The sequence below is a fragment of the Rhizobium sp. P1_E6 genome (genome assembly GCF_056405875.1).
In genome coordinates this window covers 38,704-65,262 of sequence record NZ_JBFUBG010000005.1, presented here as the reverse complement: position 1 = coordinate 65,262, position 26,559 = coordinate 38,704, and the positions used below count along the sequence as shown (strand labels likewise).

At 58.5% G+C, this 26,559-nt stretch carries 24 protein-coding genes; 13 read left to right on the top strand and 11 right to left on the bottom strand.

Going from position 1 to position 26,559, the window contains the following annotated elements:
* Nucleotides 1–99: 99 nt before the first annotated feature.
* Nucleotides 100–855 carry an SDR family oxidoreductase gene (locus AC1D35_RS04970; RefSeq protein WP_477938292.1) on the bottom strand — a complete coding sequence of 252 codons (756 nt, stop codon included), beginning with the start codon at nt 853–855 and terminating at the stop codon, nt 100–102.
* Nucleotides 856–1,593: 738 nt separating this feature from the next.
* Between AC1D35_RS04970 and AC1D35_RS04965 the strand changes: the two genes are divergently transcribed.
* A complete protein-coding gene (locus AC1D35_RS04965; RefSeq protein ID WP_113307094.1) occupies nt 1,594–2,232 on the top strand; it encodes a response regulator transcription factor in 639 nt (212 codons plus the stop codon).
* Nucleotides 2,233–2,594: 362 nt separating this feature from the next.
* Complete coding sequence (locus AC1D35_RS04960; RefSeq protein WP_477938291.1) at nt 2,595–3,356, top strand: SDR family oxidoreductase; 762 nt, start codon at nt 2,595–2,597, stop codon at nt 3,354–3,356.
* A 133-nt stretch (nt 3,357–3,489) separates the two neighbouring features.
* Here AC1D35_RS04960 and AC1D35_RS04955 read toward each other — a convergent pair whose 3' ends face one another.
* A complete protein-coding gene (locus AC1D35_RS04955) occupies nt 3,490–4,326 on the bottom strand; it encodes an alpha/beta fold hydrolase (RefSeq protein WP_477854511.1) in 837 nt (278 codons plus the stop codon).
* Between the two features lie 506 nt (nt 4,327–4,832).
* On the opposite strand from AC1D35_RS04955, the gene AC1D35_RS04950 reads away from it, so the two are divergent.
* On the top strand, nt 4,833–5,558 hold the full coding sequence (locus AC1D35_RS04950) for a winged helix-turn-helix domain-containing protein (protein ID WP_477938290.1): 726 nt from the start codon (nt 4,833–4,835) through the stop codon (nt 5,556–5,558).
* 22 nt (nt 5,559–5,580) lie between these two features.
* Here AC1D35_RS04950 and AC1D35_RS04945 read toward each other — a convergent pair whose 3' ends face one another.
* Entirely contained in the window at nt 5,581–6,762 is a 1,182-nt protein-coding gene (locus AC1D35_RS04945) for an adenylate/guanylate cyclase domain-containing protein (RefSeq protein WP_477833006.1), read from the bottom strand.
* A gap of 142 nt (nt 6,763–6,904) precedes the next feature.
* Complete coding sequence (locus AC1D35_RS04940) at nt 6,905–7,474, bottom strand: response regulator transcription factor (protein ID WP_477854513.1); 570 nt, start codon at nt 7,472–7,474, stop codon at nt 6,905–6,907.
* Nucleotides 7,475–8,031: 557 nt separating this feature from the next.
* Between AC1D35_RS04940 and AC1D35_RS04935 the strand changes: the two genes are divergently transcribed.
* The 3 genes from AC1D35_RS04935 to AC1D35_RS04925 all read left to right on the top strand — a co-directional run bounded on the left by AC1D35_RS04935 (nt 8,032) and on the right by AC1D35_RS04925 (nt 11,219).
* Entirely contained in the window at nt 8,032–9,516 is a 1,485-nt protein-coding gene (locus tag AC1D35_RS04935; protein ID WP_477938289.1) for a cyclic nucleotide-binding domain-containing protein, read from the top strand.
* Between the two features lie 69 nt (nt 9,517–9,585).
* Nucleotides 9,586–10,482 carry a LysR family transcriptional regulator gene (locus AC1D35_RS04930; RefSeq protein WP_477938288.1) on the top strand — a complete coding sequence of 299 codons (897 nt, stop codon included), beginning with the start codon at nt 9,586–9,588 and terminating at the stop codon, nt 10,480–10,482.
* Nucleotides 10,483–10,739: 257 nt separating this feature from the next.
* Nucleotides 10,740–11,219 (top strand): carboxymuconolactone decarboxylase family protein, encoded by a 480-nt coding sequence (locus tag AC1D35_RS04925; RefSeq protein WP_113301726.1) that lies wholly within the window; start codon nt 10,740–10,742, stop codon nt 11,217–11,219.
* A 102-nt stretch (nt 11,220–11,321) separates the two neighbouring features.
* On the opposite strand, the gene AC1D35_RS04920 is transcribed toward AC1D35_RS04925, so the two are convergent.
* The 3 genes from AC1D35_RS04920 to AC1D35_RS04910 all read right to left on the bottom strand — a co-directional run bounded on the left by AC1D35_RS04920 (nt 11,322) and on the right by AC1D35_RS04910 (nt 13,590).
* Nucleotides 11,322–11,603, bottom strand: coding sequence for a GNAT family N-acetyltransferase (locus tag AC1D35_RS04920; RefSeq protein WP_477854516.1), 282 nt, complete (start codon nt 11,601–11,603; stop codon nt 11,322–11,324).
* A 184-nt stretch (nt 11,604–11,787) separates the two neighbouring features.
* Nucleotides 11,788–12,498 carry an MgtC/SapB family protein gene (locus AC1D35_RS04915; protein ID WP_477938287.1) on the bottom strand — a complete coding sequence of 237 codons (711 nt, stop codon included), beginning with the start codon at nt 12,496–12,498 and terminating at the stop codon, nt 11,788–11,790.
* 177 nt (nt 12,499–12,675) lie between these two features.
* Nucleotides 12,676–13,590, bottom strand: a complete 915-nt coding sequence (locus AC1D35_RS04910; protein WP_477938286.1) for a hydrogen peroxide-inducible genes activator — start codon at nt 13,588–13,590, stop codon at nt 12,676–12,678.
* 206 nt (nt 13,591–13,796) lie between these two features.
* Between AC1D35_RS04910 and katG the strand changes: the two genes are divergently transcribed.
* The 4 genes from katG to AC1D35_RS04890 all read left to right on the top strand — a co-directional run bounded on the left by katG (nt 13,797) and on the right by AC1D35_RS04890 (nt 20,308).
* The gene (gene katG, locus AC1D35_RS04905) at nt 13,797–15,980 is read left to right on the top strand and encodes a catalase/peroxidase HPI (RefSeq protein WP_477938285.1); all 2,184 of its coding nucleotides are present in this window, start codon (nt 13,797–13,799) and stop codon (nt 15,978–15,980) included.
* A gap of 224 nt (nt 15,981–16,204) precedes the next feature.
* Nucleotides 16,205–18,067 carry a glycoside hydrolase family 15 protein gene (locus AC1D35_RS04900; RefSeq protein WP_477938284.1) on the top strand — a complete coding sequence of 621 codons (1,863 nt, stop codon included), beginning with the start codon at nt 16,205–16,207 and terminating at the stop codon, nt 18,065–18,067.
* A 41-nt stretch (nt 18,068–18,108) separates the two neighbouring features.
* Nucleotides 18,109–18,321, top strand: coding sequence for a hypervirulence associated TUDOR domain-containing protein (locus AC1D35_RS04895; RefSeq protein WP_477938283.1), 213 nt, complete (start codon nt 18,109–18,111; stop codon nt 18,319–18,321).
* Nucleotides 18,322–18,502: 181 nt separating this feature from the next.
* On the top strand, nt 18,503–20,308 hold the full coding sequence (locus AC1D35_RS04890; RefSeq protein WP_477938282.1) for a diguanylate cyclase: 1,806 nt from the start codon (nt 18,503–18,505) through the stop codon (nt 20,306–20,308).
* A gap of 25 nt (nt 20,309–20,333) precedes the next feature.
* Here the strand turns inward: AC1D35_RS04890 and AC1D35_RS04885 are convergent, their stop codons facing one another.
* From AC1D35_RS04885 to AC1D35_RS04870, 4 genes are all read right to left on the bottom strand, one after another.
* Complete coding sequence (locus AC1D35_RS04885; RefSeq protein WP_113307105.1) at nt 20,334–20,534, bottom strand: hypothetical protein; 201 nt, start codon at nt 20,532–20,534, stop codon at nt 20,334–20,336.
* Nucleotides 20,535–20,677: 143 nt separating this feature from the next.
* On the bottom strand, nt 20,678–21,697 hold the full coding sequence (locus tag AC1D35_RS04880) for a quaternary amine ABC transporter ATP-binding protein (protein WP_477938281.1): 1,020 nt from the start codon (nt 21,695–21,697) through the stop codon (nt 20,678–20,680).
* A complete protein-coding gene (locus tag AC1D35_RS04875) occupies nt 21,690–22,577 on the bottom strand; it encodes an ABC transporter permease (protein WP_477854945.1) in 888 nt (295 codons plus the stop codon). Before AC1D35_RS04875 ends, AC1D35_RS04880 begins: the two co-directional genes overlap by 8 nt.
* Before the next feature lie 106 nt (nt 22,578–22,683).
* Nucleotides 22,684–23,682 (bottom strand): ABC transporter substrate-binding protein, encoded by a 999-nt coding sequence (locus AC1D35_RS04870; protein WP_477938280.1) that lies wholly within the window; start codon nt 23,680–23,682, stop codon nt 22,684–22,686.
* A 489-nt stretch (nt 23,683–24,171) separates the two neighbouring features.
* Between AC1D35_RS04870 and AC1D35_RS04865 the strand changes: the two genes are divergently transcribed.
* The 3 genes from AC1D35_RS04865 to kduD are packed head-to-tail and all read left to right on the top strand — an operon-like array spanning nt 24,172 to nt 26,547.
* On the top strand, nt 24,172–24,960 hold the full coding sequence (locus AC1D35_RS04865) for a GntR family transcriptional regulator (protein WP_477938279.1): 789 nt from the start codon (nt 24,172–24,174) through the stop codon (nt 24,958–24,960).
* Nucleotides 24,950–25,786: a 5-dehydro-4-deoxy-D-glucuronate isomerase gene (kduI, locus tag AC1D35_RS04860; protein WP_477938278.1), complete on the top strand. Its 837-nt coding sequence runs from the start codon at nt 24,950–24,952 to the stop codon at nt 25,784–25,786. Before AC1D35_RS04865 ends, kduI begins: the two co-directional genes overlap by 11 nt.
* Before the next feature lie 5 nt (nt 25,787–25,791).
* Entirely contained in the window at nt 25,792–26,547 is a 756-nt protein-coding gene (gene kduD, locus AC1D35_RS04855; protein ID WP_477938277.1) for a 2-dehydro-3-deoxy-D-gluconate 5-dehydrogenase KduD, read from the top strand.
* The last annotated feature ends 12 nt before the right edge of the window (nt 26,548–26,559 follow it).

Here is a 26,559-nt window from a genome sequence, read left to right as displayed (position 1 = left end):
GCTTCAGTCAATAGAAGGAGGCGCTTCGGCACCTCCTTTTCTGTCTTAGTTACACATGTCGAATTGTCGCCAAGGCGACATGGTATCTGGGCCGTCTGCTTAGGCGGCCATCATCGACCGTGAAAGCCAGTCGTGAAACGTCAAACTTCCGGCAAGAGCATTCGCTCCCGGCAGAAGTGTTGTCCTGGCAAGCTCGACGCCGAAGTATGGCGCTTCGGGATCGATTGCGATCGACCGAGGATCTTCCGTCACGGTCAGTATCTCGCGCGCCAATTGGTCAAGCTGGACGGATTCCGGGCCGGCGATTTCTACGATGTCATTGTGGGGCGACCCGACTATGATCCGGGATATCAGGGTCGAAGCCTCGTCCGCTGCGATCGGTCTCATCAGGGCAGGCGACAGCCGAAATCCATTGGTCTCGGCTGYCGAGCTGATGATCCCGTCGAAGAACTCGAAGAACTGCGCGGATCGAACGATGGTGTAAGGCAGGCCGGATGCCCTTATGAGATTTTCCTGCACCATTTTTGCTCGAAAGTAGTCGTTTTCGACCAGGCGATCCGCCGCGACGACCGACAGAGCAAGGTAATGGCTGACGCCCGCTTCCTTTGCTGCCGCCAGCAGGTTCTTTCCCGCCTGCTTGAAGAAGCCGAGCGCGTTGGAATCTCCGAACGAGCCGGAATTCGTAACGTCGATCACGACGTCCGTATCGGCTAACGCAGCCTTCAACCCTTCGCCGGTATAGGCATCGACGCCCGTACTCGCCGAAGCGCCACTAACGGACTGGCCGGCCCGTTCCAGTTCGCGAACGATCTTGGATCCCATCATCCCGCTCGCACCAACCACCGTAATTTTCATCTCAAGTCTCCGGGATATGACTGACATGTTTGAGAGGATAGCCGTTTCCGGGATTGGATCGATAAAACGAAGTTTTGGGTTGACCCCGAAGTAGGGCGTGGAGTTGGCAGATCGCTGGCGCCTATGAGCGAATGTCCGTGTGACGTCGCAAGCTGCCTTTGCAGAGGATGGCATATCCGCCCCGTCGCCTCTCCCTATCGGTTCATGTCCATTGTGAGGCTCGTTGCGCAAGTTCTCTATTTACGAAAAATGTGCGCTTTCAGGAGGATAGGCTCAACGCAAACGAAGGTTTGGCAAACGAAAGGTAGGGATGTCAGGCGCTAGGTCGACCAGTATCTGAGTATTCGTGGGCCGTGTTAACCGGACACGATGGAGATGATGAACGCAGGGCTTTTTTCGGTTTCATCCTGCGGCCAACGAAATGGCAGCCGAGCGTCCAACCCATCCGGCCTATGTCGTCGAGCAGGCAAAACCGGCAGCGTTGCTGCCGGTTTTGTTTGGCTTTGGAGATCACGAACACAGCTTCCGGCGCACACTAGAGCGAGCGATGGTAAACCAAGGTGTATCGTCCGCCGGCGCGTCTTCTATGTTATCGGTTGGCGCCCTGTTGAGAAGGCTGGCACCATGCAGGCCGGCACTACGATCTTTTTCGGGTTGGCGACCGAAAGCCGGCATAGGGCAGGCAGAGAGATAGGCGCGTTCAACCGCCGGAATCTCTGGTAGCAAAGAGGTAATTCGATGCAAAACGCTCAGGTAAAGACGGACAGGTGCGCCGAGCCGATCGTTTACGTCGTCGATGATGATGCAGAGATGCGCAGCGCCCTTCTGGACCTCTTCACGGTCACCAACAAACGCGCGTCAGCCTTTCCAAACGGCCTGGAATTTCTCAAATTGGCAGACGTCAACGCAGCCGGCTGCATTGTCGTGGATCTGCGGATGCCGGGGGGCACAGGCCTCGATCTTCAAAGCCAGCTTCTAGCCTTGGGCTGCAAGCTGCCGCTTATATTCCTCACGGCCCACGCCGACGTTCCCACAAGCGTTAAGGCGATGAAGGCCGGCGCGACCGATTTCATCACCAAGCCCTTCGTCAACCAGGTTCTCCTTGATGCTGTCGATCATGCGATCAGGTTGGATGACGAGCGCCGCAAGTTGCGAGAAGAATTGAAACGCGTTCAAACGCTTGCCGATAGCCTCACTCCGAGGGAGCAGGAGGTCATGCATGCGGTGGCGAGCGGTTTGATGAACAAGCAGGTCGCCTATCAGCTCGGCATCAGCGAAATGACGGTCAAGCTTCATCGCATGAGCCTCATGCGCAAGATGCAGTGCCGGTCGCTGGCGGATCTGGTGCGCAAGGTCGAGCAGCTTCAGCGGGGTTAAAACCTCCGTGCCCTGCGATCGAATCGAACGGCTATCCCAAGACGGGCCAGACAGGCTGCGACTGTATCAGCGGTTTTGCGGGCAGGTGGGTTTGTGGACGCCAAGTTCCGATAAGGCGCACTTTGCTGCTGCTCGTTTAGTCGGGCATTTTCTGCTGGATCCTTACTCAATCGCGCGGGTCGCCAGCTGATCCCCAACATACGTTTGGGTATGCGTCCGACGATAATCGCTTAGGCTTACATTCTGGCTGCTGCTGCAGCGCTGGGTTTGGACGGAGCTGGCCTGAACTAACAAGCCGCGCCGACTTGCCCCCGCAGCGCGGTGTTCTTCGAACTCTCTAGTACAGCAAAAAGGAGCAGATCATGAAAATCGTCGTCATCGGGGGAACCGGCCTCATCGGTTCAAAGCTTGTCAAACGCCTCCAGGCAAAGGGCCACGAGACTATTGCCGCATCTCCCGCCTCCGGCGTCAATACGATCACCGGCGAAGGCCTTGCAGACGTTCTTAAGGGAGCGCAGGTCGTTGTGGACCTCTCCAATTCCCCGTCTTTCGAAGACAAGGCAGTGATGGACTTCTTCCAGACCGCGGGTCGCAACATCGCGTCTGCCGAAGCGGCCGCCGGTGTGAAGCACCATGTCGCTCTGTCCGTTGTCGGTACCGAGCGCCTTCCGGAGAGCGGCTACATGCGCGCCAAGCTTGCTCAGGAGACGATCATCAAGGAATCCAAGATTCCCTATTCCCTGGTTCACTCAACGCAGTTTTTCGAATTCATGTTCGGCATCGCTCAGTCCGGCGTGCAGGGTGACAAGGTTCACCTTTCGCCGGCGATGATGCAACCGATCTTCTCGGACGATGTTGCCGACGCGCTCGTTGATGTCGTTTTAGGCGAACCGCTGAATGCCACCGTCGAAATCGCCGGCCCGGAACCGATCAAGATTGCCGATGCCGTCACTCGCTATATGCGGCAGATCGGCGACAAGCGCGAGGTTGTCGCCGATGACCAGACCCGCTATTTCGGCGCTTTGTTGAAGTCTGAATCCCTTAYGCCCGGCAGCCAAGTGCGGATCGGCAAGACGCGCTACTCCGAGTGGGTCAAGACGGCGACGCCGCCTCCGGGGCACTGATCGGACATCAAATTCCGCATAGAAATAGTCAAAGCCCCAAAAGGGGCTTTGATCGTTTTCGGCAAATGGATTGTGGGTCGAAGGCTCATTGCCACGCAGTCTCAAAGGGGCGCCTCAACGGCGCCCCTCGGCATCAGGCCTTGAAGAAGCTCAGCAGATCCGCATTGACGACGTCGGCATGCGTTGTCGCCATGCCATGCGGCAGCCCCTTGTAGATCTTCAGCGTGGCATTCTTCAGCAGCTTTGCCGAAAGCGGTGCGGAATCGGCGATCGGGACAATCTGGTCGTCGTCGCCGTGCATGACGAGGGTCGGCACTTCGATCGACTTGAGATCTTCGGTGAAGTCCGTTTCCGAAAATGCCTCGATGCCGTCGTAATGGGGCTTGGCGCCGCCGCCCATGCCCTGTCGCCACCAATTCTGGACGATCGCCTGCGATACCTGGGCGCCCGGGCGATTGAAGCTGTAGAACGGGCCGCTGGCGAGGTCTATGTAGAACTGCGACCTGTTTGCCGCCAGCGCTGCGCGCAGACCGTCAAAGACTTCGATCGGCAGGCCGCCTGGATTGGCTGGCGTCTTGACCATGATCGGCGGGACGGCGCCGATGAGGACGAGCTTGGCAACCCGACCCGTGCCGTGACGCGCGACATAATGCGTCGCCTCGCCGCCGCCGGTTGAATGGCCGACATGGATCGCATTGCGAAGATCGAGGTGCTGGACGACAGCTGCGGCGTCAGCTGCATAGTGGTCCATGTCGTGACCGTCGCTGACCTGGCTGGAGCGACCGTGGCCACGGCGGTCATGCGCAATGACGCGATAGCCCTTTCCGAGGAAGAAAAGCATCTGGTTATCCCAGTCGTCGGCGCTGAGCGGCCAGCCATGGTGGAAGACGATCGGCTGAGCATCCTTCGGACCCCAATCCTTGTAGAAGATCTGGGTGCCGTCTTTCGTGGTGACGTATTCATTGCTCATGGCATGTTCTTCCTTCGATTTCTTTGGCTCGTCGGCCATTGCGGATGGGGAAAATTTCAATGTTGCGGCAGCGACTGCAAGTGTTATCGCTCCTGTCATCGTATCTCGGCGCGTCGGCTGAAATTGTTTCGGGTCCATATAAGTATCCTTATTTCGAGATGCTTCATAAGCGCCTTGAAAGGCTCGTTTCTGGAGAGGTATCGCCGCCGAGCCAAGCCTGAGAAAGCTACCCTTTGTGTAGATTGTGGGAAGCTATACTTCCGTTTCATTGCGGCTGTTGCACGCATGAAGAACTGGCTTGCGCCCCAAAGGGATTTGAAGACCGTCGTTTCAGGGCCATCATAAACGTGCAAATTTTCCGGTTAAACCTAAACGGACGTTTGATCGTCCAATCGGCGCGTTTCGACTATCAACCGGAGAGGGGCATCGTTCACGACAGAAACATCGCAATTCATTGTTACATCTGACTGACCCGTGCCCCGTCGCGTTGCCAGACGGAGAAACCCATGCAGCATGTCCTCGTTGTCGATGACGATCACTCTGCACGCAGTCTCATCAGTGATTATCTCGTGCAGCAGGCGTTTCGCGTCACTGCGGTCAGCAGTGGTGACGAACTGCAGAGCGTGATCTCAATGGATATAGTCGATGCATTCGTCATTGATGTGAGCCTCGAGGGAGAGGACGCCCTTGAGATTGTGCAGCAACTTGTGAGCCTTTCGACAGCGCCGGTTATCATCACCAGCGCCGACCGCATCGAGGAGGCCGACAAGGTGCTGGGGTTCGAGCTTGGCGCCAGCGATTATATAACCAAGCCGTTTGGGCTGCGAGAATTCCTGGCGCGGCTCAAAGCAGCCATGCGGGTGAGGCCCGCGCCCGAGGCCGGCCGGGAGCGCCGGACCTATATGTTCGGCGACTGGACGCTCTCCATGCATCAGCGAGCGCTTATCCGACCGGATGTCGGTGAGACGAAACTGACTGCTGCAGAATTCAATCTTCTCGTCGCATTCCTGAACGCACCAAAACAGGTCCTGTCCCGTGAGCGGTTGCTTGCGGCGAGCCGTGTTCACTCTGAGGAAGTCTTCGATCGAAGCATTGATGCGCTGATCCTGCGCCTGCGACGAAAGCTGGAAACCGAGCCGTCAAAACCGAGCCTGATCAAGRCCGCACGCGGAAGCGGCTATATTCTGGATTGCAGCGTCACGGTGGACGAGCGGCCGAGGCTCAAACGATAAGCCCGCCCTTTGCCGCCTGATGTCAGCGCCTGGTCGGTGGAAGGCGCAGTGCGTGAACCTCGACAGGTTGTTCGAAACCCCTGAGGTTATAGGGACCAAGCCATTCCGTCTGGTCAGCACAGCCGGCCATTCTTACAAAATCCGCTGATATCAGGACGGGGTGCTGCAGTTCCTTCGTCAAAGCCTCCAGGCGGGAGGCGATGTTCACCGCCGGGCCGATCACGGTAAAATCCAGTCTCTTTTTGGAGCCGATATTGCCGTACATGACCTCTCCAAGGTGAATGCCCGTGCCGTAGCGGACCTCGTATCCGAGAGCTGTTTCCTGAAGCCGTTTGATCGCCTCCTGCGCCTCGAAGACGGCTTGCAGGAGATCACTACAGGCGTCAGCCTGCTCCAGGGGAAAGACCGCCAGCAGGCCGTCCCCCATGAACTTGAGGATTTCGCCGCCATGCCTTTCGATCGGATCGGCGATGGCATCGAAATACTGGTTCAGGATGGAGATAACCTCGTCGCGGGGCCGGCGATCGGACAGCTTCGTAAAGTTTCTGAGATCACAGATCATGATTGCGGCATTTACCGACACGCCGCTCCCGCGCGTCGTTGCTCCATCCAGAATCTGTTCGCCGGCGTGCGGGCCGACATAGGTTTGCAGCAGCGTCAGGGCCAGCTGGTTCTTGAGGCGAATTTCGCTGACCAGCGAGAATAGCGGAAGGATCTCGCGGAAGAGCGCGATTTCCTCGTCCGTAAATCCGCCCGGCTCGCTCGTCGAAAACGTCGCAAGGTGTCTCTTGCCCTGGGTATGGTCGATCGGCCAGGCAATGTAATCGGTGTGGCCTTCCGCCTTCAATTCTTCGAAGACAGAAAATTGATGCGGTCCGTAGATCTGAAGCCGCTGCCGGATTTCGACGCCGCTCTTGATGACGACACGAAACGGACTTCTGAGAAAAGCATCGGTCGCCTCGACATCGTAACCGATCGTGGTGATATCCGCTTGCCCGTGATCCTTGACCCAGACGACCCGCGTGCCGAGCCATTGGGGATGGTGAACGCGAAGATGAAGACTGGCGCGGCTCAAAGCGACGCCGCACGAAACGAGACGATCACACAATTGCAGAAATATCGGCTCGATCTGCAGCTCGTCTCGAACGCCCGATATCAGCCAGCTCATGAGAGAATGGCGGTTGGCGCTGTCAAGATTATGCATTTTGCTCCTCGTTCACCCGCAGCGCTTTTGCTGGGCCGAAGCGCCCACCCGACATCGTGCTCAACACCTTGATTCTTTTCAGCCGCGTCAATGGTGAGCATAGTGATGAATGGTTCCTCAGTCCCGAGCGAAATGATCAGGATCAGCGCCGTGCGGCGGAGGCTATGAATTCCATCAGATCCTTGGAGTTCAATGGCTTTTCCAAAAAGGCGGCTGCGCCCGATAATCTCGCGGCCGTTTCGGTGCGATTGTCGGCAGAGGAGGTCATGATGCAAACCGGCGGGCCACCGTTCCGGACCACGGCAGAAAGCAGGCCCAGTCCGCTGGTGCCGGGCATTCTCACATCGGCTAATACACAATGCACACGATGCATATCGCCGGAATTCAGGAAGGCGTCCGCGGACGTATAGGTCCGGCTTTCAATGCCGGTCGTTTCGAAGAGATCCTTGAGCGATTCCAAGAGAAACTGATCGTCGTCTATGATCGCGATTGTGGTTTTTTGCTCGGACTGCATCAGGCCTCTGACAATATAGAACCGGTCATCCGGCATTTTGTGGACATTGGTACGCCTTATAAATCGTAGGCATCGATGGAAATCAAAAACACATCTTTTTTCAAGATGTGCACGGGTCCATTCGTCAGGCTCCCAACATCGTTGATGCCAATGGAAGCCCGAGCGACGGTCTATTTCCCATGAGACATCCCCTCCCAAGTCTGCATCCTATGGTAACAAACAATGGCCGCCTTTCAACTAAACCGAAGTTTGTCTCCCCTCAGAGAGTGATTTAAGATCCGCAACAAAGTCAGCCAGGTTTTCAATCGTCGTGGTGATGTGCATAAAAGTTGCTGGGACGGTGGGTGGCGGCAGCCCGATGGATTCGTACGTCAAGGCTGTCGAACAATGGATAGCAGGCTTCGTGTCAAGCCCACCCTTGATTTAGTAGTCACGCGGACTGGTGAGTGACTATGCTATGTGTCGTGCACTGCCCAAGGCCCGATCATGCTTCTCCTTTATAACGGTGGATTTTCCTGAGACACGGCGAGAGTCAGTATCCTACTGAATCGGCTGGAACTACCAATCGAACTCTGAGCTCTCGATCTCGATGCGGGCGAAACCAAGATGCGCCAGCGGAATTTCTGAGAACCCGGAGTCGGGCTAAGCCCGACAGGAGCGACCTCGAAAGCTGTCTCTTTGCGACTATCCGGTCGCTGCGTACCAAGCAGACGCGTAGGTGTGGCTGCCTCTACCGTTATCGATGAGAAAACTGGATGCCGCAGGAAATCATTTCGTTTGTCGTCTTGCTGAACGCCCTGGGCATAGCGGGCGTCGTCGTATGGCATCTGCAAGGGCGCTCCCGGCCAAACGCGCGCCTGATCGTGCAGATCATCTTCTTTACCGCGATGACGATCGTTCTCCTGCTGAGCGGGATCGTTCCGTTTCGCTTTGACCCGCCGCATCTGGAAAGCGTAAGTGCGCTGTTTGTCTCTGCCAAGATCCTTTGGTGGGTTCATCTCTCCTGGGCCGTCATCGGCTTCCTGCGCATCTACATCGTGCTGGACGGCAGGCCGAGAGAAGCAAGGCTCATTCAGGACCTGTTGATCGCGGTCGTTTATCTCGGTGTCGCCCTGTCGGTCATGGCCTTCGTTTTCGGGGTTCCGATCGGCACGTTGCTGGCGACATCAGGCGTCATCGCCGTGATCCTCGGTCTCGCCTTGCAGAACACGCTGGGAGACGTGTTCTCCGGGATCGCTCTGACGCTGGGACGTCCCTATGTCATCGGTGATTGGATTTTGCTCAGCGACGGCACGGAAGGACGGATTGTCGCCAGCAACTGGCGCTCTACGCATCTGCTCACCGCTGCTCACAATATCGTCGTCCTGCCGAACAGCGTGCTTGCCAAGCTTGGGCTGACCAATATCAGCCAACCGGATGAAAACCATCTGATCACGCTGTCGATCCGGATTGTTCCGACACGCATGCCGCACGTCATCCTCGGCGTCATGCAGACGGTGCTCGATAGCTGCAATTCCATCATCAAGGATCCGCCGCCAGCCGTTTCGCTTGTCGGCATAGATGCCAGCGCAGTTAATGTCGAACTCTATTTTCAGGTGACCAGTCCGCTGCGGCGAGGCCTTGCCCGCAGCGAGGTGATCGATCTGGTATACCGCCACTGCAAGTCCAGTGGGCTTCAGCTTGCGATGCCGCTCAGCAAGGTGATCATGGCAAACGAGTCCCCAGCACAGAATACGTTGGTCTCCAGCGCAGGCCCGGCTCAAAGTCTTATCGAAGCGATCCCCGTTTTCTCGGTACTCACAGGCGACGAAATGACGACGCTTGCGGCATCTGCGACCAAGCGCACTTTTTCTCCCGGTGACGAGATCGCAAAAGAGGGAGACTCCCTCGCCAGCCTTATGATCATCCGGGCAGGCATCGTTTCGATGCGAAGAGATGACAGGGAGACGGCGCGCCTGGCACCGGGCGACTTTTTTGGCGAAGGGGGTTTTCTCGCCGGAATAGGAGAGAGCCACGCGCTTCAGGCGGTAACGCGGGTGACCGTCTATGAGATTGGCAAGGAGGCGTTTGCACCGCTCCTGCAAGAGCGCCCCGAACTCGCGGAAGACCTTGCGGCAAATCTCGCCCATCGCGAGGCGTTGAGCGAAAATATCGGCAATCATGCCATGCAGCACGATCGCCGCCGATCCTACCTGGTGCAAGCCATTCGATCGGTATTCCGCAACCATGCACATGGATGACCATGCGGTAACCGCAGTGGACTATCGGGGCGTTGCCACCTATCCGCAGATCAAGTTCGTGGAGGCGAGATGCGTAATTTGCTGGGCGAAACCGCGGGTTTGGTGGCATTTGTCCGGACCGTGGAAACGGGGTCCTTCAGTGCCGCGGCGCGCAGTCTGCGGACAACGCCGTCGGGCGTATCGAAGAGCATTTCCCGGCTGGAAAGCCTGTTGGGGCTGAAGCTCTTTCGTCGTTCGACGCGTATCTTGACGTTGACGCCCGACGGCGAAACCTTCTTCGGAAGCATCGCGCCGCTTCTTCGGYAGATCGAGGAATCTTCGGATGTCTTTCAGGCGGATCGCGGAGCCACCGGCCATTTACACGTAAGCCTGCCAAGCGAGCTTGCGAGGCTGCTCATGGTGCCCATCTTCACGCATTTCCTGCCGCAGCATCCCGGCATAACGCTCGATCTCGGTACGACGGATCGCCACGTGGACCTGATCCGCGAAAACTACGACATCGCCTTTCGCGTCGGCAAAGTCACGGGAAGCGACTTGATGATGCGAACGCTGATGCATCTGGACATGGCGCTGGTCGCATCTCCTGCCTTTGTCGATACATCGGGACCGGTCGGCACGGTGGAGAGGCTGCGCGAACTGCCCTTCGCGCGATATGCGATCGATGGCCACACATATCCCATTCACTTTGCCGATGGCGCGACGATGATACCGACGGGCCAGGTGGACCTCGACACGGCGACAGCGATCCGCATTGCCGCCTTGAGTGGAGTAGGCGTCGCTTATCTGATGAAATGCATCGTTCAGGAAGAGCTGGATAGAGGGGAACTGATCCAGATTCTGCCCGACCTTGAGCTGGAAACGATGCCGTTCCAGGCTGTCCACGCTTTCGGTCGAATGCCGACCTACCGCCTGCGGCTCTTTTCGGATTTCATCGAAACCGAAATGCAGAAGCGCGCATCGCGATGACCTAGCTCACGGGACCGCGACAGATGCAGCAGTCCCGCCTGAAATCTTGGCCAGCCATTTTGCCGCCTACTTGCCTGTGTCCGCTGCATTGCCGGCAGGCCACGTGAAGTAAATGGTGCCGTCACGCTCGGCCCATCCCCCAACCGATGTTTAGCTACCGCTTTTTCCGGTGCTTGGTACTCATTTCATGACCGTATGCAGGCGCTTGCCTTGGCGGTCGGCTCCCCAAATCAGCAATCTCGAAAGACGAGGATGACATGACGCAAAGACTGAATTACGCCCAACTTTCGCCGGAACTCGTAAAAAAGCTCACCGCCTTCACCATGGAGCTGAATGAGAGCTCCATCGAGAAGACGATCAGGGATTTGGTCGAAATCCGCGCGTCTCAGATCAATGGCTGCAGCTTCTGCGTGGACATGCATTCCAAGGCGGCAAAGATCCACGGTGAACGCGAGCTCCGTCTCTATCACGTTGCCGCCTGGCGTGAATCGACGCTGTTCAGCCCGCGCGAGCGTGCCGCGCTTGCCTGGACGGAGGCGGTCACCAAGCTCTCCGACACCGGCGTTGCGGACGAACTCTACGAGAAGGTCCGCGGTCAACTTTCCGAGAAGGAAGTTTCCGACCTGACGTTCCAGATCATGGCCATCAACGCATGGAACCGGATCAGCGTTGCGGTCAAGGCCGTGCCGGGTTCGGCGGACAAGCTTTACGGCCTGGACAAGGCCGGACTGGAGTAGAAACCGGTCGACAGATATCGCGGCCGCATGAGAGTGCGGCCGCGGCAAAATTGACCCGCTGTGGCTGCTCCTCACGTCTTGTAGCGGCAAGAGGCGAAAATATCAGCCGGTGATCAGGTCGTTATATTCGGGGTGTTTTGCGGCATAGGCCGCCATGAACTCGCATTGCGGAACGACCTTCTGGCCGTTTTTCCTGATCTGCGCGAAGACGCCGTCAGCGAGCTTGGTTCCGATTCCAGCGCCGGAATATTCGAACGGAACTTCGGTGTGGGTAAGGACGATCTTGTCGCCCGCCATCCTGTAGTAGGCCATGGCCATTGCATTAGTGTTGATCGGCAGTTCATAGCGCTGCATCCGGCTGTTGTTCTCAACAAGAAGCGGCATGGTCATCTCCATTCGTTGCCCCAGCCTTCCGTCATCTCTTTATTTCGTCAACTAAACGATCGTTTGGCTAATTGATCGATCGATTTCATCTGGACGTGAGATCGTGCTTTCAAGCACCTCACGTGCCCTATATGAGAGCATCAGGACGGTCACTCGCTGTGAAGGACGCTTGAAGCCTTTGGTTTTATGTCACGGTGGCGCGATGCTCGAAACGCGTGACGCGAAAGTTCTTTTCCAATGATGCGGCTATTTGATCTGCGCCTGGAACACCTCCAACGGATTTCCACCTGATCTCGTAGATCAACTCGCGATGCCCGTCATTGCTATCGGTGAGCCCTGTAAAGGTTGCTTCGGAGAGCTCGAGAGCCGTTGTCTTCAGGTTCGGGATCTCGGCGTCAACCGGGAGTTTGATTGCGACCATGCCGTTCTGTTGACCGGATATCCACCGGTCTACCTGTTTCAGCGGGGAAAGGATCAGGACCGCGAGAATTGTTACGATGGCACCGACCACGATCTGTCCACCGCCGAAGCACAGGCCGATTGCCGTGATCAGCCACAGCGTGGCCGCCGTGGTTACGCCGGTTGTGATGTCGCCCCTTTTCAGGATCGCCCCGCCGCCGATAAAACCCACGCCTGTGAGTACGCCGAGCGGGAACCGCAATATGTCCATCGACCCGTTGGCGCTCTGGCTCGTCGCCAACAGGATATTTGCCTGGATCATCGAGAGACAGGCCGCCAGTCCGACGAGGATGGTCGTGCGCAATCCCGCGACGTGGCCCCCTCGCTCCCTGTCGAGGCCGATGAATGCGCCGGCGATGATCGTTGCCGTCAGACGGATTGCGATGTCCACCCAGTTCGGCGTGATCGGCATCAGGTCGATCAAATCCAATTCCATGCTCCCCTTGTCACGGATCAGCGCCTCTATTCTTGAGATGGAAGCCGATTTACACCGGGATGGCTCCCATAAGCCGGATTGCTGCCGATCGTTTCGTGCGGGAAGCTAGAGCGCAGCCGGCAAGCTGGCCAGTGGGGCAGTAAAAACCAGTCATGAAATCGGCAGGTGCAGGATCGGCTACTCCGCCGAGATCTGACGGCGCTGGCTTCCTGCCGAATGCCGGATGACCTCGGAAATCTGGAGCAGTTGTTTGGCCAGAGGCGTCGAATTGCGCCAGATGATTCCGATCGTTCGCAGGGGGCGGGGCGTGCGGAACCGGGAGATGGAGACATCCGCCGAGCGCGTCTCAACCGGTACCGCCATTTCGGGGATCAGGGTTACACCAATGCCGGCGCTGACCATCTGCACCAGCGTCGAAAGAGAACTGCCCTCCATGATTTCCCGAGGGCGTGTCGATTCTATGCCGCAAAATGACAGGGCCTGATCGCGAAAGCAGTGCCCTTCCTCAAGCAGAAGTAGGCGCATTTCGCGCAGGGCCTCGGGTTCCGGCACCGGCTTGCCTTCGTCTTCGCGGTGCCGGACCAACACGAATTCCTCTTCAAACAATTTGATCTCGGTGAGGGATGGCTGCGATACCGGCAGGGCGACCACTGCCAGATCCAGTTCGCCTYGCGCCACCTCGTGAACCAGCCTAGCTGTCAGCGTCTCGCGGACCTGTATTTCAATGCTGTCGAAGGTCCTGTTCAGATCTCTGATGATGGTTGGCAGTAAATAGGGTGCGATGGTTGGAATGATTCCGATTCTGAGCCGCGTCAGCAGCTTGTCCTGCGAAGCACGGGCAAGATCCGCGAGCTCGTCCACGGCGCGAAGAATGTCGCGGACGCGGAGCGCAAGCAGTTGCCCGAAGGCGGTGAGTTTTACTTCTTTGGCGCCCCTTTCGAAGAGGTTGCCCCCCAATTGTTCCTCAAGCTCCTTGATCTGCATGGACAGAGCGGGCTGCGAAATCGCACATGCATCGGCGGCGTGCCGGAAACGGCCATGGCGCGCCAGGGCTTCAAAATAGCGAAGCTGTTTGAGTGTAAGGTTGGTCATAATTTCAGCTTATCGCAGCCATCAGTAAATCCAACTTAAATTTATGATGGGCTTCCGATAAGAAGGAACGAAGGGGAGGATGCGCAGCGATCCTGCTGCTGACCCGTACGGGGTTGGAACGCAGTCGGGCAGGCAGCCAAGCCGAATGGTTTAGACGCACAGGCTGCCCTGAAGCGGCAGCCACAGGGAAGCAACAGGAGAAAACTATGGACCAGAAACCTGACAGCGCGGGCAAATGTCCCGTCGACCATACGGCTCACCGCAGCAGAGGGAACCGCGACTGGTGGCCGAACCATCTCGACCTGCAGATGCTTCACCATCATTCCGGTCTTTCCGACCCGATGGGCAAGGATTTCGACTATGCCGAAGAGTTCAAGAAGCTCGATCTCGAAGCAGTGAAGGCGGATCTCCATGCGTTGATGACGGATTCGCAGGACTGGTGGCCGGCGGACTTCGGCCATTACGGCGGCCTGTTCATCCGCATGGCCTGGCACAGCGCCGGCACCTATCGCATTACCGACGGCCGCRGCGGCGCCGGTCAGGGCCAGCAGCGTTTTGCGCCGCTCAACAGCTGGCCTGACAACGTCAACCTCGACAAGGCCCGCCGCCTTCTTTGGCCGATCAAGCAGAAATACGGCAACAGCATTTCATGGGCCGACCTGCTCATCCTGACTGGCAACGTCGCGCTCGAATCCATGGGCTTCAAGACCTTCGGTTTTGCCGGCGGTCGCGCCGACGTCTGGGAGCCGGAAGAGCTTTACTGGGGTCCGGAAGGCACCTGGCTCGGCGACGAGCGCTATAGCGGCGAACGCGAACTGGCAGAGCCACTTGGCGCCGTGCAGATGGGCCTCATCTATGTCAACCCGGAAGGCCCGAACGGCACTCCCGATGCGCTTGCATCCGCTCGCGACATCCGCGAGACCTTCGCGCGCATGGCGATGAATGACGAAGAGACCGTGGCGCTGATTGCCGGTGGCCACACTTTCGGCAAGACCCATGGTGCCGGCGATCCGTCGTTTGTCGGCGTCGATCCTGAAGGTGGCGAGCTCGAGGCCCAGGGCCTTGGCTGGACGAGCAAATTCAACAGCGGCGTCGGTCGCGATGCCATCGGCAGCGGCCTGGAAGTCACTTGGACCCAAACGCCGACCCAGTGGAGCAACTACTTTTTCGAAAACCTCTTCGGTTTCGAATGGGAGCTGACCACGAGCCCTGGCGGTGCCAAGCAGTGGGTGGCGAAAAATGCCGAGGCTTCCATTCCGGATGCCTTCGACCCCTCGAAAAAGCAACTGCCGACCATGCTGACCAGCGATCTGGCGCTGCGTGTCGATCCGATCTACGAGAAGATCTCACGCCGTTTTCTGGAAAACCCGGACCAGTTCGCCGACGCCTTTGCCCGCGCCTGGTTTAAGCTGACCCACCGCGACATGGGTCCGAAGGTCCGCTACCTTGGCCCGGAAGTGCCGGCCGAAGACCTGATCTGGCAGGACGTCATTCCGGCCGTCGATCACCCTGTTGTCGATGACGCCGATATTGCCGAGCTGAAGGTCAAGGTCGTTGCCTCGGGCCTGTCGGTACAGGAGCTGGTCTCGACCGCCTGGGCCTCCGCCTCGAGCTTCCGCGGCTCCGACAAGCGCGGCGGCGCCAATGGCGCACGCATCCGTCTTGCTCCGCAGAAGGATTGGGAGGTCAACGAACCGGCGCAGCTCGCCAAGGTTCTGGGCGTCCTCGAAGGCATCCAGAAGGCCTTCAATGCCGCCCAGACCGGCGGCAAGAAGATCTCCCTTGCCGACCTGATCGTCCTGGCCGGCGCAGCAGGCGTCGAGAAGGCCGCAAGAGCAGGGGGGCACGACGTCGTCGTGCCGTTCACGCCGGGCCGCGCGGATGCCTCGCTGGAGCAGACCGACGTTGCATCCTTCGCAGCTCTGGAGCCGCGCATCGACGGTTTCCGCAACTATGTGAACAGCAAGCGCCTGCAGTTTATGAAGCCGGAAGAAGCGCTCGTCGACCGCGCACAACTGCTGACGCTGACCGCACCTGAGATGACGGTTCTCGTCGGCGGTCTGCGTGTGCTGAAGGCCGGCAAGCCGGAGCACGGCGTCTTCACCTCGCGTCCGGAAGCGCTGACGAACGATTTCTTCGTCAACCTGCTCGACATGGGCACGGTTTGGGCTCCCGTTGCAGGTAAGGAAGGCGTTTACGAAGGACGCGACCGCAAGACGAACGAAGTCAAGTGGACCGGCACCCGCGTCGACCTGGTCTTCGGTTCCCACTCGCAGCTTCGCGCCCTCGCCGAAGTCTACGGCCAGTCGGACGCCAAGGCGAAGTTCGTCAAGGACTTCGTCGCGGCATGGACCAAGGTCATGAACGCAGATCGTTTCGATCTCGTCTGATTGAAGCTCTGTCTGGACGCGGCGGAAACGCTGCGTCCAGACGTCCGGCGTTTAGTATTGAGCGCTCAATTCTTTCGCTATTGCGGCTGGCAACCGCCATCAACCTCCAAGTAAAACTCTTCCTGACCCAAGGCGCGCGCCCGTCGGCAGTCAATCACGATCCTTTCGGCCTGAAACCAACCCAATGCCGATGCGTTGTCGGAACACAGCGGGTGGAAGAGATCATGGATTCCAAAGCATCGACCAGAAGTTTGCATGTCTCGGGCGCGCGAGATGACGATCGCAGCATACCAAGATTGGTCGGCGATCACGGGGTGATTGGCGATCTCGCGACGATCGCTCTGGTGGCGAAGGATGGCGCGGTCGATTTTCTGTGCTGGCCGAATTTCGACAGCCCATCGATTTTTGCTGCGCTGCTGGATCCGGAACGCGGCGGCGTTTTTGAGCTTTATCCTGATATCCCCGACGCCCGCGTCACGCAGCAATATCTGCCCGACACGAATGTCTTGCTGACGCGGTGGATGGGCGTCGGGCTGAGCGCCGAGATCACCGATTTCATGGTGGTCAAGGATGCTGATCCCGACGGGCCGACAACGGTTGTCAGGCGTATACGCGCTACGCGCGGCGACGTTGCTGTCAGGATGCGTTGTGCGCCGCGTTTCAACTATGCGATGGAATCGGTCCGACCGGAGATCGTGGGCAATTGCGCGACTTGGCGCTCGCCGTCGGCGGCGGGCTTCCGCATAAGCTCTAATGTTGCGCTGATGCAGGACGGACACGATGTCATCTCGCCGGATATCCGGCTCAAGGCCGGCGAGACGGCAGATTTCGTGCTTGCCGCTGTCGATAGCGATCCGGTGGAATCGTGCGACATTCAGGCCCTCGAAGATGGCACGATCGATTATTGGCAGAATTGGGCCGGGCAATCCACCTATCGTGGGCGCTGGCGCGAGATGGTCAACCGGGCCGCCTTGGCCTTGAAGCTGCTCACCTCCCGTCGGCATGGCTCGATCATCGCCGCCGGAACCTTCGGGCTGCCGGAGGCTCCGGGTGGCACGCGCAACTGGGACTATCGCGCCACCTGGATCAGAGATGCGTCTTTTAGTGTTTATGCGCTGATGCGTCTTGGTTATCGGAAGGAGGCCGAGGCTTTCAATGCATGGATCGGAAAACGTGCGTCCAACTGCGACTACGGCGGACGACTGGATATCATGTATGCCCTCGATGGTGGCGATGTGCCCGACGAAGTTGTCCTCGACCATCTCAGTGGCTATGGCGGAGCGCGTCCGGTTCGCGTTGGCAACAAGGCCTCGGAGCAGTTTCAGCTCGACATCTACGGCGAGCTGATGGACTCGATCTATCTCAGCAACAAATATGGACATGCCATTTCGCATAAGGCGTGGCAGGGCGTGTGTGAGGTGATCGATTACGTTTGCGAGCATTGGCAGGACGCGGATGCCGGGATCTGGGAAATGCGGCGGGCGCCGCAATATTTCCTGCATTCGCGCCTGATGTGCTGGGTGGCGGTCGACCGGGCGCTGCGGCTGGCAAACAAGCGTTCCCTTGCCGCCCCCTTTGCCCGATGGCTCGAAACCCGCAACGATATTCACGATGATATATGGCAAAATTTCTGGAACAGCGAGAAGGGCCATTTCGTGCAGACGAAGCACGGCGACAGTCTGGATGCGTCACTGCTCTTGATGCCGCTTGTGCGATTTGTCAGTGCGACCGATCCACAATGGCTCGCGACGCTCCATGCAATCGGCAGGGAACTAGCGGATGATGGCGTTGTCTATCGCTACAAGAGCGCCGATGGGCTGGGCGGCCGGGAAGGGGCCTTCTCTGCCTGCTCCTTCTGGTATGCGGAATGCCTTGCCAGGGCGGGCGATCTCAAGAAAGCCCGCCGCGTCTTCGAGGCGGTATTGAACCACGCGAACCATGTCGGTCTCTATGCCGAGGAATTTGACATGAGATCGGAGCTTTCAGGGAATTTTCCGCAGGCGTTCACCCATCTCGCGCTCATCAGCGCCGCCTATTATCTGGATCGTGAACTGGATATCCGGAATGATCAGGAATGGCGGCCTTAGCAAATTGCCGCTGTAGCCGCCGAGTGTTGGAAGGAGACACAATGAGCAAGGATCTCAAGACAGGTAACAAGGTGTCGTGGAATACGAGCCAGGGAGAAACCGCCGGCAAAATTGTCAAAAAGCAGACGACGCGGACCAAGATCAGAGAGCATGAGGTGAAAGCCTCGAAGTCCGATCCGCAATATATCGTGGAGAGCGAAAAATCCGGCAAAAGGGCTGCGCACAGGCCCGATCAGCTGCACAAAAAGCAATGACTGCAGTCATTCTTTGTTGACGTGACAGGACCGTGATTGCCAAGGGTTCTGACGCCACCTCGCGTATCGGCGGGTATTTTCGATCCAGACTTTCTGCTTTTTTCCAAAACGCATAGCGCAACAACGCTGTGTTAGAAGTTTCTTTAATTCTCCTTCACTCCGATTTCGCTATCATGGCCTCATGAGAATAAGCACCATCACCAACTGGGCCTACGGCATAACCGTGATCCTTACGGCGCTTTCGGCTGTGGCCTTTATCATGTCGTCACGTAGTGCCGAAGACGAAAGGCGTGCGGTTGAGGAGCATCTCGCGCTCGACACACTTGCCGAACAGCTTCAGATGGGTGCGGAATTCTCAAGCGATGAAGCACGGCTCTATGTCATGCGGGGCGAACAGCGCCACCTTATTGCATTCAAGGCGGACGAGGAAACAGAGCGGCAGCGCGAAACAGCCGCCGAGCAGATCGCGGCGAGGGATATATCTGCCGTAGAGCGGAATATTATCGAGGACATAGACAAACAGGCCGAGGCGCTTGACGCTGTGGAAGCCGCCGCTGTCGATGCCTATCAGAAAGGAGATCGGCAGGCAGCACAGCAGGCGCTTTTTGGACCGGAGCACGAGCGGTTGCAGACGGCTCTGGTGGAATCGGCTGGGCGTTTGCGCGATATCACGGCGACACGCACCGGCGCGGCACTCGACGATGCGCGCCGGCGCAGTGACCAATGGAGCCTTGTCGCAAAGATCATGCTGGGCATCACCGGGCTGCTCTTCCTCGCCGTACTCTACTTTATCCTGCGGCGTCGCGTGGCCATGCCCCTCGTGCGCATGACGGGCATCGTCACCCGGTTGGCCAAGCAGGACTATGCCGTCGAGGTTCCTGACGATCGCCGCCACGACGAAATCGGCGAGATGAACGAGGCCATCCAGATTTTTCGCGAGAACGGCCTTGAACGCGAGCGTCTGGATGCCGAGCGGCGGGCGGACCAGCACACCAAGGATCTCATCCTGCAGATGATGCATCGCCTTCAGGCCTGTGAGAATCAGCATGAACTGGCCGATGTCGTCGCGCGCTTTGCGCCGCAGATCTTTCCGGGCATTGCCGGAAGTCTTTATACGCTGAACGAGGACAAGTCCTCTCTCGCGCAGGCCGGCACGTGGCTGGAGCCTGTCAATGCGCAGGCGGCCTTTTCGGCCAATGCCTGCTGGGGTCTGCGGCGCGGCCGCCCCCATATGAGCGGCATCGGCGATGGCGATGTGACCTGCCTTCATGTCGAAGGCAGCGGTGTTACGGCCTCCTGTTTTCCGCTGACCGCGCAGGGCGATATGATTGGCCTTCTCTATCTCGAGGAACGCGACGGGCGGGTGCCGGTGCTGGAAAATGCCCGCCTCTATCTTGAGTTGATTGCCGAGAATGTCGGACTGGCGGTCGCCAACCTGCAGCTTCGCGAGAAGCTGACCGATCTTGCGGTGCGCGATCCGTTGACCGGGCTTTTCAACCGCCGCTTCCTCGATGACACGTTGCACCGGCGCGGCCGTGACGATGCCGATGAGCCGTTGGTATGCCTGATGATCGACATCGATCATTTCAAGGGCTTCAACGACAAGTTCGGCCACGATGCCGGTGACTTGGTCATGCAATATGTCGGGCAAATCCTGCGAAATGCCGCTGCCGGATACGGCTACGCATTTCGTTTCGGCGGTGAGGAATTCACAATACTACTGCCTGACCACAGCGAAGAGGGCGGCTTCCAATTCGCCGAAATGCTGCGTGCACAGATCAGTTCAGCGGCACTCTCCCACTCAGGTCAGATTCTCGGCGCCGTGTCGGTGTCGATCGGTGTGGCTGTGTCACCCGGGGAAGGTGCAGTCGATACGCTGGTGAGCCGAGCAGATGCCGCCCTTCTGGATGCCAAGGCCAAGGGCCGCAACCGAACGGTCCTGGCAAGCAGCCTGAGCCGGAAAGCGCAGGAAACCCTACGCCCCTGATGCCTGCAAACAGGTAATCAGCCGATTAATTGCCGACTGCGCCGTGTGGCGCAAGTTCGCCGATTTCGCGGCTTGCGCCGTAATCGCGCTCATGGGCCGAACGGAAGCGGTTTTCCTGGCGACCGCTCAGATCACGGTAGTAGCGCTCAGTGATGCCGTCGGCATAGGTGCCGGTATCGACATCAAAGCTGTCAGCCGACGGCTTGATCGAGAAAAATTTGAACATCGTCAGGGTCCCTCCACAGCGAGCTATCAACACGCAGGTATGTCGTTCTGTTCCTTCCTTAAGGCTAATATAGTTAAAAAATTAACCATGTTTGAACAAGCTGCATTTGCATGGGGCAAATGCCGCTCGATTGCGGAAAAATGTCAGATCTGATGAAGAAGCAACGCCAGCAACTGTTGCAGCGAAACGCAGCCTAGCTGCTGGCCACTTGGTGACATGACAACGGCAGAGGAGACGTCGGTGCGCGACATTTCTCGCAACGCTCCCTCGATATCCATGTCCTCAGAAAGCTGAAGCCGGCTTTCGGCAGGGGCCTGTTTGGCGACCGCACCGATCTTGATGACCCGGCCGCGATTGACCTCCTTGACGAAGGCGGCAATGTAATCGTTGGCGGGATTGAGAACGATTTCAGCCGCCGAACCCTGCTGGATGACCTCGCCGTCCCGCAGGATGACGATTTTCTCCCCGAGCCGCAGTGCTTCGTCGAGATCGTGGGTGATGAAGACGACCGTCTTCTTCAGATCCTTCTGCAGGTCGAGGAGGACGGTCTGCATGTCGACGCGGATCAGCGGATCGAGTGCTGAATAGGCTTCGTCCATCAGCAGGATTTCAGCATCGTTGGTCAACGCCCGTGCAAGCCCGACACGCTGCTGCATGCCGCCCGAGAGCTGGTTCGGATAATGTTCGGCGAAGCCTTCCAGGCCGACGCGCTTGATCCAGGCATTCGCCCGTTCCTCGCGCTCTGCCTTCGCAACGCCCTGGATCTCCAGCCCATAAACGGTGTTCTGCAGCACGTTGCGGTGCGGCAGGAGCCCAAAACGCTGGAACACCATGGCGGTCTTCCGGCGTCGGAATTCGCGAAGCTGCAGCGCATCCATGCGACAGACATCCGCGCTGCCATAGAGGACTTCCCCCGATGTGGGATCGATCAGCCGGTTGATATGGCGGATCAGCGTAGACTTGCCGGAACCGGAAAGGCCCATGATTACGGTGATCCTGCCGMCCGGTATAGTGATGTTGATGTCCTTTAACCCCAGCACATGACCATGCTCCTTATTGAGCTCGGTCTTCGACATGCCTTTGCTGACGGCTTCCACATAGTCGCGGCCGCGCGGGCCGAAGATCTTGAAGAGGTTCCGGATCTCGATCGAATTGCTATCCATGCACGATCTCCCGGTGCTTCTGGAGCCGCAGACCGTAGGCCTGGCTGATGCGGTCGAAGATGATGGCAATGCCGACGATTGCCAGACCGTTGAAGACGCCGAGGGTGAAGTACTGGTTGGCAATGGCTTTAAGAACCGGCTGGCCGAGGCCCTGAACACCGATCATGGAGGCGATGACCACCATGGCGAGCGCCATCATGATCGTCTGATTGATGCCGGCCATGATGGTCGGCAGCGCCAGCGGCAGCTGGACGTTGCGAAGCTTCTGCCAGCTGGATGAGCCGAAAGCGTCTGCCGCCTCCAGTACATTCTCGTCCACCATGCGGATGCCGAGATTGGTCAGGCGGATCATCGGGGGAAGGGCGTAGATCACGACGGCGATGACGCCGGGCACGCGACCGATGCCGAGAAGCATGACGACTGGGATAAGATAGACGAAACTCGGCATCGTCTGCATGACATCGAGGATCGGATTGACGACCCTTTGCACGGCATTGGAGCGCGACATCAGGATGCCGAGCGGCAGGCCGATAACGATGGACAGCACAGTGCAGACGAGGATCATCGACACCGTCTTCATCGTGTCCTGCCACATGTCGAAATAGCCGATKATCAGAAGCGTCAGAACGCAGCCGATAACGATCTTCCAGCTGCGGGTGGCAAACCAGGCGATGGCGGCCAAAGCCAGCAGGATGATTGGCCAGGGCGTGCCGGTCAGCAGCCGTTCAGCCCAGATGAGAAAACTCTGCAACGGGCTGAAGGCTGCTTCGATACTGTCGCCATAGGCGCGGGTGAAGGCGCGAAATCCTTCATCCACGCTCTTCTTCAGCTCGCGCAGCATGTCGTCGTTCATTGTCGGAAATTTCCAGAGCCAATCCATAACGGTTCCCCAAAATAGATAGTGGCGGCGGCCGATTGTTGTTTTGGCCGTCGCGCCGAAGGATTGTCTGGGCAGCGGCAAGGCTGCCCATGTCATGTCTGAATGATTAGAGCGAAGCCTTGATCTTTTCGGCGGCTTCCGGGGAGACCCAATCCTTCCAGAGGGGTTCGTTGTTCTTCAGGAAGTATTTCGCGCCGTCTTCACCGGTTGCCTGGTTGTCGGTCATCCAGGCGATCAGCTTGTTGACGGTGTCATTGGTCCAGGCACGCTTCTTCAGGTAATCGATGGCCGGGCTGCCGCGATCGGCAAAGCTCTTGCTGATCAGCGTCTTCACGTCATCGGCCGGCCAGGCATTCGGCTTGGGATCGGCGCAATCTGCAACCGAGGTGCAACGCTTCCATTCGGCGGCATCGTATTCGGTGCCGTAGCCGAGCTTGACCATCTCGTATTTGCCGAGCAGGGAGGTCGGTGCCCAATAATAACCGACCCAGGGCTGCTTGCCCTCATAGGCCTTGGCGATCGAGCCATCGAGGCCTGCGGCCGAACCGGTGTCGACAAGCGTGAAGCCGGCTTTTTCAGCGTCATAGGCCTTGAAGAGCTGAGATGTGACGACAGTGCCGCCCCAGCCCTGCGGGCCGTTGAAGACAGCGCCCTTGCTCTTGTCTTCCGGTGCCGGGAAGAGTTCGGGATGCTTGAGAAGGTCGGGGATGGTCTTAACGTCGGGATGGGCGTCCGCGATGTATTTGGGGATCCACCAGCCCTGGATTGCGCCATCGGAGAGGATCTTGGCGCCTTCGACGACCTTGCCGCCTTCAAGGCCACGCTTGACCAGTTCCGGCTGAAGGCTGACCCAGGCTTCCGGGGCGATATCCGGTTCGCCTTTTTCTGCCATGGAGGTCAGCGTGGGGACGGTATCGCCGGTGACGATTTCGGCCGTGCAGCCATACCCTTCCTCGAGAATGATCTTGTCGAGGCTTGCGGCCACTTCCGCGGACTGCCAGTTCATGCTCGCAATCGTGACATTACCGCAATCGGCTGCAAAAACGCTGCCGTTTGCGAGCATCGTGCCGGCGGCAAAGATGGTGGATGCCAAAAGTACTTTCATTTTCTTGTTCCCTCTGGTCCGCGGTGCGTCCTTAACCCGGGCGCCGGCGGCACCGCGTGCGCCGACCCTTGCATTGAGCCTGCTTTAGGACCGCAACGGCCATTCTGGTTGCGCCAGAAAATGGCGCATTAGAACCTTCTTTCAATGCTGTCTTAAACACGGCGTCGCTGATGGAATGACGGCGTGGCGTAGTCGCGCCCTGGTTGCGCTTTTCATTCGAAGGGCCATCGGCTGAGAACGCGGACCACCATCCACTTATTGCAGATGGTTCGCGAGAATCGCTGGAACAGATCGCGACACACCCTCTTCCTTTTAACGCTTGGCGTATTTCCCCCCTCGGCCTCGTTTTCCACAATCGCAAAAACGGCTTATCGACGCGCTTGCCAGAAGTTGGATACTAATATATTACTTTTTTCATCAGGCCGATTGGAGGCGGTTCCCGATGATTTCAAACGCGCGATTGCTGATCTGCTTCTTGGAAGGAATGCGATGAATTCGCCCTCCGCAACCGTGCGCAAGAAGCGCTCCCTGCAGGGGGTCACGGTGCTTTCGCATCAGCGGGCGGCTGCCCCGCGGGCGGCGACCCTGGTCTATGATGCGCTTCTCGACGATATCGTCTCGCTGCGTCGCAAGCCGATGGAACTCCTGAACGAGAAGGAGTTGGAGGCGCAGTTCGGTGTCAGCCGCACGCCGATTCGTGAGGCGATCATCCGGCTTTCCGATGACGGCCTGGTCGACGTCTTTCCGCAATCCGGCACTTTCGTTTCCCGCATTCCGCGCCGCGCGCTTTATGAGGCAATCCTCGTGCGCAAGGCGCTGGAGGACACAACGGTTTCGATCGCCGTCGAGAAGATGACGCCGGCCGGCCTCAGGGCACTGGAGCGTAATCTTGCTGATCTGGATGCCTGCCACCGTGAAGGCGATGTGGCGAGCTTCCACGTCATCGATAATGATTTCCACCAGCTCATCAGCAACATCGCCGGGTTTCCAGGCATCTGGGCAATCATCCAGCAGGTCAAGGTTCACAGTGACCGTTATCGCCTGCTGACGCTGCCTCAGCAGGGCCGCCTGACGCGCGTCATCGAGGAACATGCCGCGGTCATCGATTGCATGCGCAACGGCGACGAGGAAGGGGCCAAGGCCGCCATGGGGTTCCATCTCGGCAAGCTGCTGCACGAAGTCGAAAAGGCCGAGATGCTCGACCCAGCCTATTTCATTGAGGATGCCCCGCAGATGGTGGCATCCGGAGGAGAGAAGGATCATTCCAATGCAGATTGACGTACGACACGCCTCCCATCCCGAAGCAGTCAGAGGCTTCGATACGGACACGCTACGGCGTCATTTCCTCGTCGAGACGGTGTTTGCACCTGACGAGATCAGGCTTACCTATTCCCACTATGACCGTATGGTCATCGGCGGTGCCGCGCCGCTCGGCACAGGCCTCGCACTCACGGCGCCAAAGGCGATCGGCCAGGACACGTTTCTGGCTGAACGTGAACTCGGCGTGCTGAATGTCGGTAGTTCGGGCCGCGTGATCGTCGACGGCACGGTTTACGCTCTGGCGAAGTATGATTGCCTCTATATCGGCAGGGGCGTTGTCGATGTCCGCTTTGAAAGTGTGGATGCCGGCAGTCCGGCAAAATTCTACCTGGTTTCCACGCCGGCTCATGCCAGCCACCCGACCGTGCTTCTGACGCGCGACAAGGCGCGGCATCTGACGCCGGGGGAGGCGGCAACCGCCAACAAGCGTTCGATCTACCAGTATATCCATCCGGAGGTCTGCCAGTCCTGCCAGCTCACCATGGGCTTCACCAGCCTGGAGACCGGCAGCATCTGGAACACCATGCCGAGCCRCACGCATGACCGACGCATGGAAGCCTATCTCTATTTCGATCTCGATGCCGACCAGCGTGTCTTCCATTTCATGGGCGAGCCGCGTGAGACGCGCCATATGCTCGTCGCCAACGAGCAGGCGATCATTTCGCCGCCCTGGTCGATCCATTCCGGCGCCGGCACCAAGAACTACAGCTTCATCTGGGCGATGGCCGGCGACAACAAGAGCTTCACCGACATGGACCATATCGCCATCGGCGATCTGAGGTGATGACGATGCAGGCTCTTTTCGACCTCTCGGGAAAAACCGCCGTCGTCACCGGTGCCAATACCGGCATCGGCCAGGGGATCGCCGCTGCATTGGCGCAAGCCGGTGCGTCGATCGTCGCCGTCGGCCGCTCGTCGATGGATGAGACGGAAGCGATGGTGACGAAGGCGGGTGCGAAATTCCACGTCATCAAGGCCGATCTCGGCACGATCGAGCCGGCCAAGCCGATCGTTGCAGAGGCGTTGGAGCGTTTTGGTAGGCTCGACATCCTCATCAACAACGCCGGCATAATCCGCCGCGCTGATGCGATCGATTTCACCGAGGAAGATTGGGATGCGGTGATGAACGTCAACCTGAAGACGGCTTTCTTCCTGTCTCAGGCCGCCGCCCGCCATATGCTTGAACAGGGCCGCGGCAAGATCATCAATATCGCTTCGCTGCTCTCCTTTCAGGGCGGCATCCGCATTCCGTCCTACACAGCCTCGAAGAGCGGTCTTGCGGGACTGACGCGGCTACTTGCCTGTGAATGGGCCGGCAAGGGCGTGAACGTCAATGCCATCGCGCCCGGCTATTTCGTCACCAACAACACGACGGCACTGCGCGAAGATGCAGATCGCAATGCGAGCATCCTTGCCCGCATTCCGGCCGGCCGCTGGGGTGAGCCAGGCGATATCGGCGGTGCCGCGGTGTTCCTGGCATCAGCAGCATCCGACTACGTGCACGGCACCGTGCTGCCGGTCGACGGAGGCTGGCTGGCGCGCTGACGCGACGGCCAT

Excerpts from the sequence above, each read along its gene's own strand:
- kduD (WP_477938277.1), top strand. The coding sequence starts at position 25,792 with ATGCAGGCTCTTTTCGACCTCTCGGGAAAAACCGCCGTCGTCACCGGT.
- AC1D35_RS04895 (WP_477938283.1), top strand. The coding sequence starts at position 18,109 with ATGAGCAAGGATCTCAAGACAGGTAACAAGGTGTCGTGGAATACGAGC.
- AC1D35_RS04925 (WP_113301726.1), top strand. The coding sequence starts at position 10,740 with ATGACGCAAAGACTGAATTACGCCCAACTTTCGCCGGAACTCGTAAAA.
- AC1D35_RS04935 (WP_477938289.1), top strand. The coding sequence starts at position 8,032 with ATGCCGCAGGAAATCATTTCGTTTGTCGTCTTGCTGAACGCCCTGGGC.
- AC1D35_RS04870 (WP_477938280.1), bottom strand. The coding sequence starts at position 23,682 with ATGAAAGTACTTTTGGCATCCACCATCTTTGCCGCCGGCACGATGCTC.
- AC1D35_RS04865 (WP_477938279.1), top strand. The coding sequence starts at position 24,172 with ATGAATTCGCCCTCCGCAACCGTGCGCAAGAAGCGCTCCCTGCAGGGG.
- AC1D35_RS04965 (WP_113307094.1), top strand. The coding sequence starts at position 1,594 with ATGCAAAACGCTCAGGTAAAGACGGACAGGTGCGCCGAGCCGATCGTT.
- AC1D35_RS04900 (WP_477938284.1), top strand. The coding sequence starts at position 16,205 with ATGGATTCCAAAGCATCGACCAGAAGTTTGCATGTCTCGGGCGCGCGA.
- AC1D35_RS04915 (WP_477938287.1), bottom strand. The coding sequence starts at position 12,498 with ATGGAATTGGATTTGATCGACCTGATGCCGATCACGCCGAACTGGGTG.
- AC1D35_RS04885 (WP_113307105.1), bottom strand. The coding sequence starts at position 20,534 with ATGTTCAAATTTTTCTCGATCAAGCCGTCGGCTGACAGCTTTGATGTC.
- AC1D35_RS04920 (WP_477854516.1), bottom strand. The coding sequence starts at position 11,603 with ATGCCGCTTCTTGTTGAGAACAACAGCCGGATGCAGCGCTATGAACTG.
- AC1D35_RS04890 (WP_477938282.1), top strand. The coding sequence starts at position 18,503 with ATGAGAATAAGCACCATCACCAACTGGGCCTACGGCATAACCGTGATC.
- AC1D35_RS04955 (WP_477854511.1), bottom strand. The coding sequence starts at position 4,326 with ATGAGCAATGAATACGTCACCACGAAAGACGGCACCCAGATCTTCTAC.
- AC1D35_RS04945 (WP_477833006.1), bottom strand. The coding sequence starts at position 6,762 with ATGCATAATCTTGACAGCGCCAACCGCCATTCTCTCATGAGCTGGCTG.